This is a genomic window from Chitinophaga parva, assembly GCF_003071345.1.
Taxonomy (GTDB): domain Bacteria; phylum Bacteroidota; class Bacteroidia; order Chitinophagales; family Chitinophagaceae; genus Chitinophaga; species Chitinophaga parva.
Genome location: NZ_QCYK01000001.1, coordinates 644,937 through 661,199 on the forward strand (window position 1 = coordinate 644,937; position 16,263 = coordinate 661,199).

The 16,263-nt window shown below is 52.5% G+C and carries 13 protein-coding genes; 8 read left to right on the forward strand and 5 right to left on the reverse strand.

Features of this window, described 5'->3' with window-relative positions; genetic code table 11:
• The first annotated feature begins 34 nt into the window (after nucleotides 1-34).
• A complete protein-coding gene (locus DCC81_RS02825; RefSeq protein ID WP_205686249.1) occupies nucleotides 35-1,486 on the forward strand; it encodes an amino acid permease in 1,452 nt (483 codons plus the stop codon).
• Between the two features lie 9 nt (nucleotides 1,487-1,495).
• Here DCC81_RS02825 and DCC81_RS02830 read toward each other — a convergent pair whose 3' ends face one another.
• Together DCC81_RS02830 and mqnC are read right to left on the reverse strand one after the other, a co-directional pair.
• Entirely contained in the window at nucleotides 1,496-2,050 is a 555-nt protein-coding gene (locus tag DCC81_RS02830) for a GNAT family N-acetyltransferase (protein ID WP_108685075.1), read from the reverse strand.
• Nucleotides 2,051-3,118: 1,068 nt separating this feature from the next.
• On the reverse strand, nucleotides 3,119-4,243 hold the full coding sequence (gene mqnC, locus DCC81_RS02840; RefSeq protein ID WP_108685077.1) for a cyclic dehypoxanthinyl futalosine synthase: 1,125 nt from the start codon (nucleotides 4,241-4,243) through the stop codon (nucleotides 3,119-3,121).
• A gap of 282 nt (nucleotides 4,244-4,525) precedes the next feature.
• On the opposite strand from mqnC, the gene DCC81_RS02845 reads away from it, so the two are divergent.
• The 4 genes from DCC81_RS02845 (at nucleotide 4,526) to DCC81_RS02860 (ending at nucleotide 9,071) form a co-directional block, all read left to right on the forward strand.
• Entirely contained in the window at nucleotides 4,526-5,719 is a 1,194-nt protein-coding gene (locus DCC81_RS02845) for an aspartyl protease family protein (RefSeq protein WP_108685078.1), read from the forward strand.
• 133 nt (nucleotides 5,720-5,852) lie between these two features.
• A complete protein-coding gene (locus DCC81_RS02850; RefSeq protein ID WP_108685079.1) occupies nucleotides 5,853-7,094 on the forward strand; it encodes a M16 family metallopeptidase in 1,242 nt (413 codons plus the stop codon).
• Nucleotides 7,095-7,100: 6 nt separating this feature from the next.
• Complete coding sequence (locus tag DCC81_RS02855) at nucleotides 7,101-8,381, forward strand: M16 family metallopeptidase (protein WP_108685080.1); 1,281 nt, start codon at nucleotides 7,101-7,103, stop codon at nucleotides 8,379-8,381.
• A gap of 282 nt (nucleotides 8,382-8,663) precedes the next feature.
• On the forward strand, nucleotides 8,664-9,071 hold the full coding sequence (locus tag DCC81_RS02860; RefSeq protein WP_108685081.1) for a lysozyme inhibitor LprI family protein: 408 nt from the start codon (nucleotides 8,664-8,666) through the stop codon (nucleotides 9,069-9,071).
• A 95-nt stretch (nucleotides 9,072-9,166) separates the two neighbouring features.
• On the opposite strand, the gene DCC81_RS02865 is transcribed toward DCC81_RS02860, so the two are convergent.
• Nucleotides 9,167-10,309, reverse strand: coding sequence for a formimidoylglutamase (locus tag DCC81_RS02865; RefSeq protein ID WP_108685082.1), 1,143 nt, complete (start codon nucleotides 10,307-10,309; stop codon nucleotides 9,167-9,169).
• Nucleotides 10,310-10,421: 112 nt separating this feature from the next.
• On the reverse strand, nucleotides 10,422-10,670 hold the full coding sequence (locus DCC81_RS02870; protein ID WP_133177512.1) for a hypothetical protein: 249 nt from the start codon (nucleotides 10,668-10,670) through the stop codon (nucleotides 10,422-10,424).
• A 348-nt stretch (nucleotides 10,671-11,018) separates the two neighbouring features.
• On the opposite strand from DCC81_RS02870, the gene DCC81_RS02880 reads away from it, so the two are divergent.
• Entirely contained in the window at nucleotides 11,019-12,143 is a 1,125-nt protein-coding gene (locus DCC81_RS02880; protein WP_108685085.1) for a glycosyltransferase, read from the forward strand.
• Between the two features lie 89 nt (nucleotides 12,144-12,232).
• Here DCC81_RS02880 and DCC81_RS02885 read toward each other — a convergent pair whose 3' ends face one another.
• Complete coding sequence (locus tag DCC81_RS02885) at nucleotides 12,233-12,586, reverse strand: arsenate reductase family protein (protein ID WP_108685086.1); 354 nt, start codon at nucleotides 12,584-12,586, stop codon at nucleotides 12,233-12,235.
• 108 nt (nucleotides 12,587-12,694) lie between these two features.
• Here DCC81_RS02885 and polA point away from each other — a divergent pair, with 108 nt between their 5' ends.
• Together polA and DCC81_RS02895 are read left to right on the forward strand one after the other, a co-directional pair.
• Nucleotides 12,695-15,505 carry a DNA polymerase I gene (polA, locus tag DCC81_RS02890; RefSeq protein WP_108685087.1) on the forward strand — a complete coding sequence of 937 codons (2,811 nt, stop codon included), beginning with the start codon at nucleotides 12,695-12,697 and terminating at the stop codon, nucleotides 15,503-15,505.
• 192 nt (nucleotides 15,506-15,697) lie between these two features.
• Entirely contained in the window at nucleotides 15,698-16,252 is a 555-nt protein-coding gene (locus DCC81_RS02895) for a GNAT family N-acetyltransferase (RefSeq protein ID WP_108685088.1), read from the forward strand.
• The last annotated feature ends 11 nt before the right edge of the window (nucleotides 16,253-16,263 follow it).

Consider the following 16,263-nt stretch of genomic DNA (forward strand, 5'->3'; position numbering starts at 1 on the left):
GCGCCCAAATAGTCTACTACTTATATAGAGTAATATGCAATCATCTTTCAAGAAACCGCTTTCCTGGCTGATGCAGGAATCTGTGGCGGACAATGCCCACAGCCTGAAACGCAGTCTCAGCGCTTTCCAGCTGGTGACGCTGGGCCTGGGGGTGATCATTGGGGCTGGTCTGTTTTCGCTTACCGGGCTGGCCGCAGCCAATAACGCCGGGCCCGCGGTGACCTTATCTTTCATCGTATCCGCGGTGGGATGCTGCTTTGCCGGACTTTGCTACGCGGAATTTTCCTCCATGATCCCGGTGGCCGGAAGTGCCTATACCTATGCGTATGCTACCATGGGCGAGGTGCTGGCCTGGATCATAGGCTGGGACCTGGTGCTGGAATTTTCTGTGGGCGGGGCTACGGTGGCTATCAGCTGGTCTAACTACCTCACGGAGTTCCTGGCGGGGTATCATCTTTACCTGCCCCCGCAACTGGTGCGCTCCCCGTTTGAGCTGGTAACGCTGGCAGACGGAAGCCAGGTGCACGCCTGGTTCAATTTACCGGCACTGCTGGTAGTGGTGGCCATGTCACTGCTGCTGATGCGGGGCACCCGCGGCTCCGCCATCTGGAACGCCATCGTGGTATCACTGAAAGTGGGCGTGGTCCTGGTTTTCATCGCACTGGGCTGGCAATACATTAACCCGGCAAACTATCATCCTTACATCCCGGCAAACACGGGTGTTTTTGGCGCGTACGGCTGGTCGGGCATCTTGCGCGGCGCCGGCGTGATCTTCTTTGTGTACCTGGGTTTTGATATGGTGAGCACTGCCGCCCAGGAAGCGCGCAACCCCCAGCGGAATATGCCCATCGGCATCCTGGGATCCCTGGCCTTGTGCACGGTGCTGTTCCTGTTGTTTTCCCATGTACTTACCGGCCTGGCGCCTTACCAGGAATTTAAAGACAGTGCGGCGCCGGTGGCAGTGGCGCTGAAGCATACGCCTTACACCTGGCTGGCCCAGGCCGTGATCCTGGCTATCATTGTGGGCTACACCTCCGTGATCCTGGTGGACCTGCTGGCCCAGAGCCGCGTGTTTTATGCTATGGCCAATGACGGCCTGCTGCCCGGGATCTTTGCGGAGATCCATCCTAAATTCCGCACGCCCTGGAAGTCCAACATCCTGCTGTGTGTTTTCGTGGGTGGCTTTGCCGCCATTGTGCCCCTGCACGTGGTGGGCGAAATGACCAGCATAGGAACCCTGCTGGCCTTTGTGATCGTGTGTGCGGGGGTATGGATCATGCGCCGCAAGATGCCGGATGCGCCCCGTGCGTTTAAAACGCCCTGGGTACCCTTTGTGCCCATCATGGGCATCCTGGTGTGCCTGGCCATGATGATCTCCCTGCCCGGCGATACCTGGCTGCGGCTGATCATCTGGATGGCGATAGGGCTGGTGATCTATTTTGGGTATGGGAAAAAGCGGAGCAAGGTAAGAGCGGCTGGCCAATAGCAAGCAAACCTATTTGTCCGGCATTGGCTTAAAATCCTGTTTCAACATTCCCATCACCACCATATCCACCAGCTGCCCATGCAGCTTGGCGCTGTGGCGCAGGATGCCTTCGCGGGCAAAGCCCAGCCGGATGGGGATGCGGCTGCTCCTTTCATTTTGCAGGGCAAAACGGATCTCTATTTTATTGAGGTGCAATTCTTCAAATCCAAACTGCATGAGGCGGTGGCAGCAGGCAAGGGCAATGCCCTGGCCCCGGTAAGCCTCGCCCAGCCAGTAGCCTATCTCAGCCTTCTGCAGGGAATGGTCCCAGTTATGCAGGTCCATTACGCCACAGAGTGCGGCATCTTTGAACATACCAAAGGCAATGGCGTCCTGTTCTTCCGCTTTGCGTTGCATTAATTCTATAAAGCGAAGGGAATGATCTTCTTTAAGATTGTAATCGACCCAGGGGAGGAATTTACGGAGGGTTTTGCGGGAATAATCGATCTGGCCGTATACCAACGGGGCGTCTGCGGGCTCCAGTTGTCGCAAACTCAGTTGATCGTTGACCTTGATTTCTAGCATATTAGCCGGGCGGATTTTTTGGATGCGGAGCAAAAATAGGGAATAACAGGTGTACTGCGGACACCATCCGGAAAATTAAAATTTAGCGGTGGAATGCCCGTGCCCGGCGACTTTTCCCAGCCGTTGGTCCTGATTTACAGGCCATCCCAACCAAAAAGGAACAATAATTGTTAAGAGAAGTATAAATTCGCACCGTCTTTGGCGAACTGCTCTTTGGTTTTGACCGTACTTATTTCCTTATAAAAAGGCAGGTGGGCAGACGCCCACCCGCGGTTTATGACTGTACTTATTACTTACTTAGTTTAATATCTTTCAAAAGAGTAACCCGAGGTCTTAAAAAGAAGCAGGCGGGCAGACGCCCACCCGCTGTAGGTTATGACTGTACTTATTACTCTCTTTAATTTCGTTTATCGGGAAATGGGAAGAAGGTGGGGGCAGGATGTTAACCTGAATTGATCTCTCTCGCCTCGTTTTCTTTCCATCACAATTATCAGTTTCAATTACAACGCTAATACGGCAAATAGCACTCCGATTATATGCGGCACAACCGCTATTAACAATACTTTAGGTTTGATGTTAATGAAGTTCTAAGAAGTACCGTGAATTGGTTAGATCTTATGAAAGCCTGTGCCTGCTTGTGTTTGCGCGTGTTCGTATAGGTTCTGTACTTCAATCTTACAACGCTTGCTGCGCTTCAAAATTGCTTAACGGTTGAAAAATTAAATATTCCTCGGTCAGTGGCTCTTTTCCACCGAAAAGGTGGCCGGGGTGCTCATCTCCCGGGACTTGTAAATTAGCCAAAATAATGCACCTGGCAAAAGGAAAATACCATCCGGCGACCCATTTAAACGTTAAATTTTCCATGGCAGTTCCAGGGAAATTCTGACATGACAAATGACATTTGTACAGGCCAGGGGCTGTATTTGCGCCGCAGCCGACCGGCCGGATAGAAAGGAAAACCGTGCTGACAAAAAGAAAACCGGTTATAAGTGGAAAAAGGGAAACGGGAAGCTTTAATGCATTCCATGTTTCCCTTTTCTATTCAGGGCCTTGCGGCCAGTGCTCCTTTTAGTAGTTAATGATCTGCTCCTGGATGTGTGCCGGCAGCTCGCGGAACTTATACAGTTGCGTGCGGAGCTGGGGCTCAAAACCTGCATCGCGGATGGCCTCCTGGATGGTACGGTAAGTGAAGCGGTGGGGGGCACCGGCGGCGCTTACCACGTTCTCCTCGATCATGATAGACCCAAAGTCATTGGCGCCTGCATGCAGGCAAAGCTTGGCCACCTGTTTGCCCACGGTGAGCCAGGACGCCTGGATGTTCTTGATATTGGGCAGCATAATGCGGCTGAGCGCTATCATGCGGATGTATTCCTCGGCCGTGGTCATGTTATGCACGCCGCGGATGCGGGCCAGCAGGGTGTCCACGTCCTGGAAGGTCCAGGGGATGAAGGCGGTGAAGCCATAGTGGCCTTCCGGCTTTTCACTTTGTACCTGGCGGATGTCTGCCAGGTGCTCAAAGCGTTCCAGCACGGTTTCCACGTGGCCAAACATCATGGTGGCGGAAGAGGCAATATTGAGCTTGTGTGCGGCACGCATTACGTCCAGCCATTCCTGGGCGCCGCATTTGCCTTTGGAGATCAGGCGGCGTACGCGGTCGTTGAGGATCTCGGCGCCGGCGCCGGGCAGGCTGTCCATACCTGCTTCCTGCAGGGCGGTGAGCACTTCCAGGTGGGTACTTTTTTCCAGCTTGGTGATGTGTGCCACTTCGGGAGGGCCCAGGGTGTGCAGGCGGATGTCGGGGAAAAGCTGTTTCAGCTCACGGAACAGGTCTACATAGAATTTGAGGCCCAGTTCCGGGTGGTGGCCACCCTGGAGCAGCAGCTGGTCTCCGCCATATTTAATGGTTTCTTCGATTTTGCGCTTGTATTCGTCAATGCTGGTAATGTAGGCTTCGGCGTGGCCGGGTATACGGTAGAAGTTGCAGAACTTGCAGTTGGCCACACACACGTTGGTGGTGTTCACATTGCGGTCTATCTGCCAGGTCACTTTCCCGTGGGGCACCTGTATTTTACGCAGTTCATTTGCCACGTGCATCAGTTCTGCCAGCGGGGCGTTTTCAAATAAGTATACCCCTTCTTCCGGCGATAAAAATTCAAAATTCAGCGCGCGCTGATATAAAGCTTCCAGTTGCATGATATTGTTCCTTGCTAACCGTACAAAGGTAGTGGAATTGAAAATGAAATGCTGCAAACTTATTAGCCAAGGAGCGGGTGGGTAGACCGGCAGGCTGCGGAAACCCCAACTTGCCATGTAGGTTTATCCCGGGGGCAAAAAAAGCGGTGGCGAAGCCGGTCACAGACGGCATTGGTAGGGCGGAAACGGCCGTCTGTAGGGCATTCCACGGAATATGCGTTTACAAGTGTGTTGCATGGTTTATTTCCGTACATTTAGTTGTAGCACGTCCGCGATAACAGTATGCAAAGCAAAATCTTCCACGTACACCTGCTGCTGGCTATCCTGGTCGCCACGCATTGCGCCTATGGGCAGCACACAGAAGAGAAACCCCTGGCACGTTTCCCCTTCAGGCAATTCTTCGGCGGCGTGGTAGTCGTAAAAGCAGTTCTTGATCCCCTACCGGATACCCTTCAATTTATTTTTGATACGGGTAGTGCGGGTATATCCCTCGATAGCGCTGCCTGTAAGCGGATGGGGATCACCTCCGTTCCATCGTCCACCGTGATCCGGGGCCTGGGCGGCTCCCGGCAGGCGCAATTTGTATATAACCGCACCCTGCGCTTCCCCGATTTCCAGCTGGATAGCCTCAACTTTCATGTGAATGATTACGAGGCCATTTCCCAGGTGTATGGGGTGCGCGTAGATGGCATTATCGGTTATAGCCTCATCAACCGGTTCGTGGTGCAGGTGGATTATGACAAGGAAGAGATCCGCCTGTACCCGAAAGGCGATTTCCGCTACCCCCGCGGCGGCACCCTGCTGCACCCGAATATGAATATGATCCCCGTGGTGAACGCCCCCTTGCGCAATGGAAAGGGCTCGGCAAACGGGCATTATTATTTTGATACCGGCGCCGGTATGTGCCTGCTGCTTTCCAACCAGTACCTGACAGACAGCAGCCTGCACCTGCGCCGGCGTTTTAAACGCACGCGCACGGAGGCCGAGGGGCTGAACGGCAAGCTGGAAATGGACCTTACCACCATGCAGGAATTCCGCCTGGGCAGCTTCGTGTTCCGCAACGTGCCCACTTATCTTTTTGACGACGTATCCAACATTACCCAATATCCATCCCTGGGTGGGCTGATAGGCAATGACCTGCTGCGCCGGTTTAACCTCACCCTGAATTACGGCAAAAAGGAGATCTACCTGGAGCCCAACAGCCATTTTAACGAGATGTTTGACTACTCCTACACGGGCCTTATCATTTACCTGATCAACGAAAGGGCTACCGTGGTGGAAGTGATCCCCCACTCCCCGGCGGAGAAGGCCGGTTTCCTGCAGGGCGATATTGTGCTGGCGGTGAACAAGATCTTCACCAATAACCTGCAGGTGTACCGCGACCAGCTCAAATACCCGGGCACCAAGGCTGAAATGGTGATCAGCCGGAATGGAAACCTGATGATCAAAAAACTGCCTGTTAAGAGCATTCTCTGAGCGGATCCATGCCAGAAGGACATCTTTTCGTGAATGGCACTGTCCTTGTTTTGTGCATGCCGCCCCGGATAACGCCGGTGGCCCTGATATTTTATGCTTATTTTGCACCCATCTCAACCCGTAACAAACGATTATGATTCATTACGATAAATTTACCCTGGAGAATGGCCTGCGGGTGATTGTGCATGAAGACCATACCACGCCCATGGCCGTGGTGAACGTGCTGTACGATGTGGGCGCCCGCGATGAAAATCCCGCCCAGACGGGGTTTGCACACCTTTTTGAGCACCTGATGTTTGGAGGCTCCGTGAACATCCCGGAGTACGATGAGCCCCTGCAGATGGCCGGTGGCGAAAACAACGCCTACACCACGAACGACCTTACCAACTACTACATACAACTGCCGGCAGAGAACATTGAAACGGCTTTCTGGCTGGAAAGTGACCGTATGCTGTCGCTGGCCTTCAGCGAAAAAAGCCTGGAAGTACAGCGCAAAGTGGTAACGGAAGAGTTTAAGGAGCACTATATCAACAAGCCTTACGGCGATGCCTGGGCCAAGATGCGGGAACTGGCCTACACCACCCACCCTTACCGCTGGATGACCATTGGCAAGGAACTGGCTCATATTGAAGATGCAAAGCTGGCCGATGTAAAGGCATTCTTCTTTAAACACTATACCCCAGCAAACGCTATCCTGGTGGTAGGCGGCAAAGTAACGGTGGCGCAGGTGAAAGAACTGGCCCGGAAGTGGTTTGGCGACATTCCCGCCGGTGAAAAATACGTGCGGAACCTGCCCCAGGAACCTCCGCAGACCGCGGCCCGCAAACTGGAAGTAAAATCCAAAGTGCCCCTGGACGCGCTCTACAAATGCTATCACATGTACCCCCGGTCTGACCGCCGTTATTACGCGGCAGACCTGGTATCTGATATCCTGGGGGGAGGCAGCTCCAGCCGCCTGCACCAGGTGCTGGTAAAGGAAAAGAAACTGTTCAGCAACATTGAGTGCTACCACTTTGGCAGCCTGGATGCCGGCCTGCTCACCATTGAAGGCAAGCTGGTCAAAGGCGTGAAAATGGAAGACGCCGATGCCGCCATTGAAGAAGAGATCCGTAAGCTGCAGGCCGAAGCGATCTCCGACCGGGAACTGCAGAAAGTGAAGAACCGCGTGGAAAGCATGCTGGCGTTTGAAGACATCAGCCTCCTGAGCCGGGCCAATAACCTGGCGTTCTATGAGCTGATGGGCGATGCCGCTATGATGAACACTGAGTTTGCCAACTACGAGCAGGTGACCGCCGCCGAGGTGCATGCAGAAACCCTGGCCGTGCTGGACCCGAAAAATTCCAATACACTTTACTATTACGCAGACAACCAGTAACGATCCATGAACAGACAAAATGCCCCCGCGATAAAGGATGCAGTGGAATTTGACATACTGCTGAAGCCGTACGAAAAATTTACGCTGGACAACGGTATTCCTGTGTACGTGGTGAATGCCGCCGAACAGGATACCCTGCAGCTGGAAATGGTATTTCCGGCTGGCAGCTTTTATGAAAATGAAACCCTGGTCGCCGCCGCCACAAACTTCCTGATGAAGAACGGCACGGCCCAACATAGCGCCCTGGAGATCAGTGAAGCCATTGATTATTATGGCGCATACCTGAACCGTACCAGTGCGCATGAAAACGCCACCTACACCCTGCACTGCCTCAGCAAGCACCTGCCGGCGCTGATGCCCACCCTGCAGGAAGTGATCCTGGAGCCCAGCTTCCCGGAAGAGGAACTGGCCATTTACAAACAGAACATGAAACAGCGCCTGGTGGTGAACCTGCAGAAGAGTGATTTTGTGGCCAACCGCCACATAGACCGCTACCTGTTTGGCGAGTTCCACCCCTATGGCCGTGTGAGCAGCATGGAGGGCTATGACGCCCTGCAGGCGGAAACCCTGCGGGCCTTTTACCAGCGCCATTACACGTATAATAATTGCCGCATTTTCATGGCCGGTAATGTGCCGGGAAATGCCATTGCCCTATTGAATGAGGCCTTTGGCAAAACCCAGTGGAATGGTACTTCCCAGCTCATAAAACCGGAGCTGCCCATCCTGCCGGCCACGGAAAAGAAGTACCGCATTTTCAATGATGAGAACGGGGTGCAGGGTGCCATCCGCATAGCGCGTCCCTTCCCAAACCGCTACCATCCCGACTTCCCGAAGATGCTGGTGCTGAATACCGTGTTTGGCGGCTACTTTGGCTCCCGCCTGATGAGCAATATCCGGGAAGACAAAGGCTACACGTATGGTATTCATTCCCAGGTGTACAATTTCCGCCAGGCCGGCGCCATCAACATTACCACGGAAGCGGGCCGCGATGTGTGCGAAGCAGCTATTGTGGAAGTGTATAAGGAAATGGAGCGCATGCAGCAGGAGCTGATAGATGAAGAAGAGATCCTGCTGGTGCGCAACTACATGATCGGCTCCATCCTGGGCGACCTGGACGGCGCCTTCCACATCATCCAGCGCTGGAAGAATCTCATCCTGAACGACCTGGACGAAAATTACTTCTACAACAACATCCGCACGATCAAAAATATCTCCGTAGAAGAATTGCAGCAACTGGCCAGACAATACTACAACCCGGCTGATTTTTATGAACTGGTGGTGATATAACGGTATGGGGTATACGAAAGCATGCTAACGCTATCGCCCCTACGAAAAAAACAGGCCTGCCTTTTTTTGACGATGGTTGAAAAGGGCAGGCCTGTTTTATTTTGAGGCAATTGTTATTGGGGAGCGTTTTTATGTTGAAGCGATGCCGGGGCTAAGCACCCGGGGCGCGGCCGATTTAGGAAGGTGGCGCATTTTCCCAAGTGTCATATTATGTTAATGTAATATATTTGCAGGTACAAGCAACACCGGCAGGACCTATTATTGTTAAGGAACCCGTAACCTATGAAATTAACTTTACTCCTATTGCTTACCCTCCTGGGAGGCGCCACCGTGGCCCAGTCCCGGGTTATCCTGGACTCCCTGGACAAGCGCTACCAGGAATGTCTTTCCCTTCACAGCGGCCAGTATAACTGTGCCCAGCAATATTACCGGAGCATGGACAGCCTTCTGCGCCGCAGTTATTCCCGGTTGTGTAACCAGCTGGATAGCAATGGGCGCCAAAGCCTGCAACTGGAGCAGCTGGACTGGGAAGAGCGCAAAACCGCCTATTTTGAACTGCTGGACGCCCGGGTGGACAAGCAGCATAAGACCACGCTCAGTGGCCTGGATGACCGGGTGATCTCTACCGATAATAAAGCAGCCTACCTGCGTAATCGTGTGCTGCAACTGGCACGGCTGGATGCCCACTAGCAACAAGTTCTCTTTTGCAGACAGGCAAATCTGCCACCGAAAAAGGCCTGCCACATGTGGCAGGCCTTTTTCGTTTTTATACCGTGTAAAAGTGATCAGAGCCTTTCCTGGTGGCGCAGCCAGCGTTCGGGGATTTCGTTGTTGCTGGCCAGCAGGTAATCGTGGTGGGAGCAGGGCACAAAATCGTTGCTGGGCAATTGCATCCACCAGCGTTGTGTTTTTTTACTTTTCAGGAATACGGTTTCAATGTCTGCACCGGCAATGTGGAATTCCCAGAAGGATTCGCGCTCTGTGAGAGCTGCTTCGCGGTTTTTCACGGAGCGGCCGTCTATGAAGTACCACAGCATTTGCGAAACCTGTTTGGCAGTCATGCTGCCTTTATCTGCACCGGTTTTGTAGCCATAGATGCCAAAGGAGCTGAGGCGGTCGCTCATGCCGGCGTGGCGGGCCAGTACGCAGGCTTCTTCACCGGTAAGCCCGTTGGGAGAAATGGCAGTGGCGGGGGCATCGCTGGCGCGGAGTACGTTGAGGTCCAGGCTGAAAAGATCCGTATTGCGTAGCACCGGCTCTATTTCGTCCAGGTTTTCGCGCACACGGCCCAGGCGGTAGCAATCGAAACGCAGTTTATCCAGCGTTTCCAGCATGCGGGGGTGCACGTAGTAACTCTGGAAAGCCAGGTGGTTGAAGTGTTTGATGTAATTGGGCTGCTCGGTGAGCATATCCATGAGGAAACTGAGATCGCGGCGGGGCGATCCTTCCTGGAGGTCGATGAGGGCATCGGCCACGGTAGCTTCAATGATGTAATGTTTGGAAGCGTATGCCTGGTATTGTGCATACGTAAGGTCGTGGGAGCCGCCGAGGATCACCACGGTTTTGCCGGCATCTATCAGCGGGGTTAGTACGGCCGACAGTGCGGCATAAGCATCGCCCAGGCCCTGGCCGGGAAGGAGGTTGCCGATGTCTGCTACGCGCACATCGTTGTGCCAGTAATAGAGGTTGTAAAATTCGCGGCGGATGGCGTTAGGCCCATCCATACTGTTGCGCGGCGGGAAGCTGCCGCGTTCTTCGCCCACACCCAGCAAAACAATATCGGCCGTGTCCAGGTCGGGAAAGTACGCTTCCGACTCGTAGGTATCGATCGCCCCGCCCATTTGCGCAGGGTCATACTCCTGGTCGTCATTTAACCAGGCTTTGGATACGGGCTCAATAAAATCTTGTAAATGTGTCAGATCTGCCATCAGAAATACCGGTTGTTTGCCGGCAAACCTACAACAAGAATTTTAAAACACGAATTACATAGGTGGGGCTGCAGTGTGACGTGGAAAACGTGGAAAAATAACAGATTTGCGCTTAGTTCTTGTGCACAATAAATTCAAAAGGCTTTGGCGTTTTGCGGGCAAACGCTTTCAGCAATACGCTGCGCTTGTTGCTTACACGGGTCTTGTTACAATCCACCACTTCCGTTACACTCACCACATAATCCATCGTCTCAATAATGCTCAACATATCGCTGATCTGTTTTACAGCAGATTGGATCTGTTGCTCATTATAACGGTCTTCGTGTAGTAAGATCAATAAGTCTCTTTCTACCGGTTTCATGAAATAAAATTTGTTTGTCCTTAAAGAATAATTCAGTTCCACAGGTTGTTTTCTAAGGATAGGATAGTCGGCAAATTAATGCATGTGTTTTTTGTTCATCGTGGGACAACCGCAATCGTTCTTTTTCAGGACGCTACAAGATTCGCAAAATAAACTTCCACACAAACAAAGGATCAGGATCCATTTAAGTTTCATACTGCAGTTTAAGATTCTTCTTAAATTTAATCGTACTATTAAAGTGTCAATTTTTAGCAAGTGCGCTGCGGTACAATTCGCGTACGTGGAATTTACAATTTCTTAACCGGAAATTAGTCAATTAAAACTAAATTCGCACAAAATTAACACTTTTTGGCCACAACCTTCCCGCCTGTTAAGATCCTGGTAGTCCCGCTGGACTGGGGTCTGGGCCATGCCACCCGCGACATACCGATCATACATGAACTATTAAACGCTGGCTGCGAGGTACTTATTGCTGCTGAAGGCAAACACGCCGCTTTGCTGTCCCAGGAGTTCCCACAAATTACGATCCTTCCATTGAGAGGCTACCGCATTGAATATGCGCAAAAAGGTAAATTCTTTGGCCTCAAGATCATCAGCCAGATTCCCAAGATCATTGGTGCCATCCGCAATGAACAGCGCTGGCTGCGTAAACTGGTGAAAACCCACCAGATAGACGCGGTGATCTCTGACAACCGTTTTGGCCTGTATCACAAAGACCTGCCCACCGTGATCATCTCCCACCAGCTGCTGATCAAGACACCCTTTGGTGGTCCGCTGGAGCGCTGGCTGAAAGCGATGAACTATAGCTACATCCGCCGGTATACACACTGCTGGGTGCCCGACTACGCGGGCGAGAACAACCTGGCCGGTGAACTGGCGCATCCCCACCCACTGCCGCCCAACGTGCAGTTCCTGGGTTGCCTGAGCCGCTTTGAGCCGAGGCCGGAAGTAGCGCAAAAATATGACCTGCTGGTACTGATCTCCGGTCCGGAGCCCCAGCGCACCAACCTGGAAAAGATGGTGCTGGAGCAGATCAAGCCCCTGCACATCAAAGCCCTCATTGTGAGCGGTAAGCCCGGCACGCCGGAAATGAACCAGGTAACGCCCGAAGTACAGCAGGTAAACCACCTGAATGCTGCCCAGCTCAATGAAGCCATGGCCGCATCTGCCATGGTACTGAGCCGCTCCGGCTACACCACCCTGATGGACCTGGCCAAACTGGATAAGAAAGCTATCCTGGTGCCTACGCCCGGCCAGTCAGAACAGGTATACCTGGGTGAATGGCTGATGGAAAAAGGCTTCTTCTACAATGTGAGCCAGGATGCATTCAACCTGCCCACTGTACTGGAAGCTGCAAAGACCTTTCCCTTCAAATCACTTGGCAAGCAAGACATGGAAATGTACAAGGAAATTGTGCGCGGGTTTGCCCGGGAGGTGAAGGACAGCCAGGCAAAGCGGCTTGGCGGTAAATAAGCGATACATCCTTACCCATAGCATGAAAAGGCTTCCGTAGCAGGAAGCCTTTTTAATGATGTGGGTAAGATGCAGCCTGCAGCGGCCGGCTATTTGGTCGCATTCACCAATCCTGTTACGGCTTCTTTCGTATTGCCGATAAAGATCTTTTTTCCTACGATGGTCACAGGGCGCTTCAGGAAGGAATATTCTTCCAGGATGAGATTTTTATAGTCTTCTTCCGTGAGTTGTTTTTCGTGAAGGCCCATGGGACGGTATTTCATAGACCTGCGGCTGAAGAGCGCTTCATAGCTTCCGGCCAGTTTGTACATTTCTTCCAGCTGCTGTGGTGTGATCTTCTCTTCCTTGATATTTTGCAGGGTAAAGCCTTTGGCCGCCAGTCCCGCTTCATCCAGAATTTTCTTACAGGTGCTGCAACTGGAGAGATGATAACATTTATTCATGAGCACGATAATTTCGCGCAAAGATAAGCATTGGCAGGATGGCAGCTATCCTGTGCGCCTGCACAACTTGATTTTGCGTAATACCCTAAAAACCTGTAGGTTTACCGCATGCAAAAGAAACTGTTTTTACTGGATGCCATGGCCCTCATATACCGGGCCTATTATGCGCTGATCCGCAATCCGCGGCTCACCAGCAAGGGGCGCAATACCAATGCGCAATTTGGTTTCACTACTACCCTGCTGGACCTCATCAACAAAGAAAATCCCACCCACATGGCGGTGGCTTTTGATACCCTGGCGCCCACAGAGCGCCACAGCTCTTTTGCCGATTATAAAGCAAACCGTGAAGAAGCGCCGGAGGACCTGCTGGCCGCCCTGCCGGATATAAAACGCATCATTGAAGGCTTTAATATTCCCGTGGTGGAAGTGGATGGCTATGAAGCAGACGACGTGATCGGTACACTGGCCTGGCAGGCGGGCGACGCGGGTTACGAAGTGTTTATGGTAACGCCGGATAAGGACTATGGCCAGCTGGTACGCGCCAACGTGAAGATCTGGAAACCACCCTACCAGGGCGGCAAGGAGGAGATCTTGGGCCCTGAAGAAGTATGTGCCAAATGGCAGATCAAAGACGTACACCAGGTAATCGACATCCTGGGCCTCATGGGCGATGCCGTGGATAACATTCCCGGGATAGCCGGTGTGGGTGAAAAGACCGCCATGAAGCTGCTGGCGGAATATCACAGCCTGGAAAACGTGCTGGATAATGCGGATAAGATAGGTGGCAAAATGGGTGAGAAGATCAAGGCCGGCCGTGAAAACGCGCTCCTATCCAAACAACTGGCCACCATCATCACCGATGTGCCGGTGACCTTCCACGAAGAAGATTTTTCACTGAAAGGCCCGGATAAAGAAAAACTCTCCGTTGTTTTTAATGAGCTGGAATTTAAAACCCTGGGTAAACGCATCTTCGGCGAAACTGCTGAAACGCCCGTGAAAGGCCGCGTACAGCAGACAGACCTCTTTGGCCAGGTAGTGGAAAACACACCTGCGGAAGCGCCCCTGCCGGTGGTGGAAGAACCGGTGGTGGATGTATACCGGGCAGAAAGAAATATCAATAATACCCCTCACAACTACCAGCTGGCACAAACGCAGGCCGAATTGCATGCCTTGCTGGACATACTGATGCAGCACCCCGAGATCAGCTTTGATACGGAGACCACCGGAACGGATGCCAACGCGGCAGACATTGTAGGCATGAGCTTTTCCGTGAAAAGCGGGGAAGGCTGGTACGTGCCCACACCGCCGGACCGGGAAGGGGCGATCAACGTGATCAAAACATTTGTGCCCCTGTTTGAACGGGAGGATGTGACCTTCATTGGCCAGAACATCAAGTACGACCTGATCGTGCTGAAATGGTATGGCTTTTCCGTGAAAGGTAAATTGTTTGATACGATGCTGGCCCACTACCTCATAGAGCCGGAAGGCCGCCGCGGTATGGACCAGCTGAGCGCCCAGTACCTGGGGTATGAGCCGGTGCATATTGAAGAACTGATCGGTAAGAAAGGCAAAGGCCAGGGCAACATGCGTGATGTGGCCCTGGACAAGATCAAGGACTACGCCGCGGAAGATGCGGACATTACCCTGCAGCTGAAGGAAAAATTTGCCCCCCTGCTGACCCAGCGCAAGGTGGAAAAAGTGTTTTACGACATAGAAACCCCGCTGGTAAAAGTGCTCACGGATATGGAGTACGAAGGCGTAAAAGTGGACATTAACGTATTGCAGGAATATTCCAGGGAGCTGGAAAAAGAAGCGGCCCGCGCGGAAGAAAGCGTATATGCGCAGGCGGGCGTGCGCTTTAACCTGGCATCGCCCAAGCAACTGGGAGAGGTTTTGTTTGAAAAACTGCAGCTGGACCCCAAAGCCAAGAAAACCCGTACCGGCCAGTATGCCACCGGGGAAGATGTGCTGGCCAAGCTATCCAACAAACACCAGATCGTGGAAGATATCCTGGTGTTCCGGGAGCTGACCAAGCTGAAATCTACCTACGTAGATGCGTTACCGTTAATGGTGAACCCGCGCACCGGCCGCGTGCATACTTCCTATAACCAGGCGGTAGCGGTTACCGGCCGTTTGAGCTCCAACAATCCCAACCTCCAGAATATTCCCATCCGTACAGACCGCGGCCGCGAGATCCGCAAGGCCTTTGTGCCCCGCGACCCGGACCACGTGCTGGTTTCAGCGGATTACTCGCAAATAGAGCTGCGCATCATTGCTGCCATCAGTGAAGATGCACAGATGATCTCCGCCTTCCAGCAGGGGCTGGATATCCATGCCACCACCGCCGCCAAAGTGTATGGGGTGGAGATGGATGCCGTGACATCCGACATGCGCCGCAATGCCAAGAGTGTGAACTTCGGGATCATTTACGGGGTAAGCGCCTTTGGCCTGTCTGAGAACCTGGGCATTGCCCGCAGTGAAGCAAAGACCCTTATTGACAACTATTTTGCACAATACCCGGCTATTAAGCAGTACATGGAAGACCAGATCAGCTACGCACAGCGGAAAGGCTATGTGGAAACACTGCTGGGCCGCAAGCGCTGGCTGAAAGACATCAACTCCGGCAATGCCGTGGTAAGAGGGTATGCCGAGCGCAACGCCATCAACATGCCCATACAGGGCACAGCTGCAGATATGATCAAGCTGGCCATGATCTCCATTCACGACCGCTTTAGAAAGGAAGGAATCCGTTCCCGTATGATCCTGCAGGTGCATGACGAGTTAGTGTTTGACGTACACCGCTCTGAACTGGATAAGGTAAAGCCGCTCATCCTGGAAGGTATGCGCAACGCCATGCCCCTGGCTGTTCCCATAGATGCAGAGGTAGGTGAAGGGGAGAACTGGTTGCAAGCGCACTAAACAAACGTTTGTTACGATAAAAGAATGGAAGTGTACATGAGAACACTTCCATTTTTTATTGTGGGGTACTATGATTTTTCAGATTAATATTGTACTTTTTTGGTACCATATTTTGTTTAACAGTTTTACTATTTACACAATCTAAGCTGATCGAAAAAATCCTGTAACTAACGAATCACCGTTTAATGAACGATGCAAACCTCAAGACTGAAACTGATATTCTGTAAGCTGGAATATTTTGAGGCTTTATTGCAGGGTTCCCATCAACTGGCAGACCTGCTGAAGATCAATATTCCCGAGCACTGGACCCAATACCCGGAATTGGTGCTGGTAGCTTACGACAAACTGCGCAACCATCCCGAGCTTAACGGCTGGTTTTTTTACCTGGTCATTCATAAAGAAGACCGCACCCTCATGGGCACCGGTGGCTTTAAGTCGCTCCCCGATGCCAATGGCGTGGTGGAGGTAGGCTATGAGATCCATGAAGATTACCGGGAGCAGGGCTATGGCACAGAGTTGCTGCAGGCCCTCATTGATTATGCATTTGCCCATCCGCAGGTAACGGAAGTAATTGCCCACACGCTGGACGAGTATAATGCGGCCGTGAAGGTATTGCAGAACTGCGGCCTCACCTTTGTCGGCAGTAAGCCTGCGGCGGATGAAAAAGACCCGTTGTGGCGCTGGTCGCTCACCCGGGAAGTGTATGCGCGCAAATTGATGGCGCTCACTGAAAAAGTGCTCAGCTAAGCGAAAATGGT

Bases quoted from the DNA above. Each gene is read 5' to 3' on its own strand.
- DCC81_RS02825 (WP_205686249.1), top strand. From the start codon at position 35: ATGCAATCATCTTTCAAGAAACCGCTTTCCTGGCTGATGCAGGAATCT.
- DCC81_RS02830 (WP_108685075.1), bottom strand. From the start codon at position 2,050: ATGCTAGAAATCAAGGTCAACGATCAACTGAGTTTGCGACAACTGGAG.
- mqnC (WP_108685077.1), bottom strand. From the start codon at position 4,243: ATGCAACTGGAAGCTTTATATCAGCGCGCGCTGAATTTTGAATTTTTA.
- DCC81_RS02845 (WP_108685078.1), top strand. From the start codon at position 4,526: ATGCAAAGCAAAATCTTCCACGTACACCTGCTGCTGGCTATCCTGGTC.
- DCC81_RS02850 (WP_108685079.1), top strand. From the start codon at position 5,853: ATGATTCATTACGATAAATTTACCCTGGAGAATGGCCTGCGGGTGATT.
- DCC81_RS02855 (WP_108685080.1), top strand. From the start codon at position 7,101: ATGAACAGACAAAATGCCCCCGCGATAAAGGATGCAGTGGAATTTGAC.
- DCC81_RS02860 (WP_108685081.1), top strand. From the start codon at position 8,664: ATGAAATTAACTTTACTCCTATTGCTTACCCTCCTGGGAGGCGCCACC.
- DCC81_RS02865 (WP_108685082.1), bottom strand. From the start codon at position 10,309: ATGGCAGATCTGACACATTTACAAGATTTTATTGAGCCCGTATCCAAA.
- DCC81_RS02870 (WP_133177512.1), bottom strand. From the start codon at position 10,670: ATGAAACCGGTAGAAAGAGACTTATTGATCTTACTACACGAAGACCGT.
- DCC81_RS02885 (WP_108685086.1), bottom strand. From the start codon at position 12,586: ATGAATAAATGTTATCATCTCTCCAGTTGCAGCACCTGTAAGAAAATT.
- polA (WP_108685087.1), top strand. From the start codon at position 12,695: ATGCAAAAGAAACTGTTTTTACTGGATGCCATGGCCCTCATATACCGG.
- DCC81_RS02895 (WP_108685088.1), top strand. From the start codon at position 15,698: ATGCAAACCTCAAGACTGAAACTGATATTCTGTAAGCTGGAATATTTT.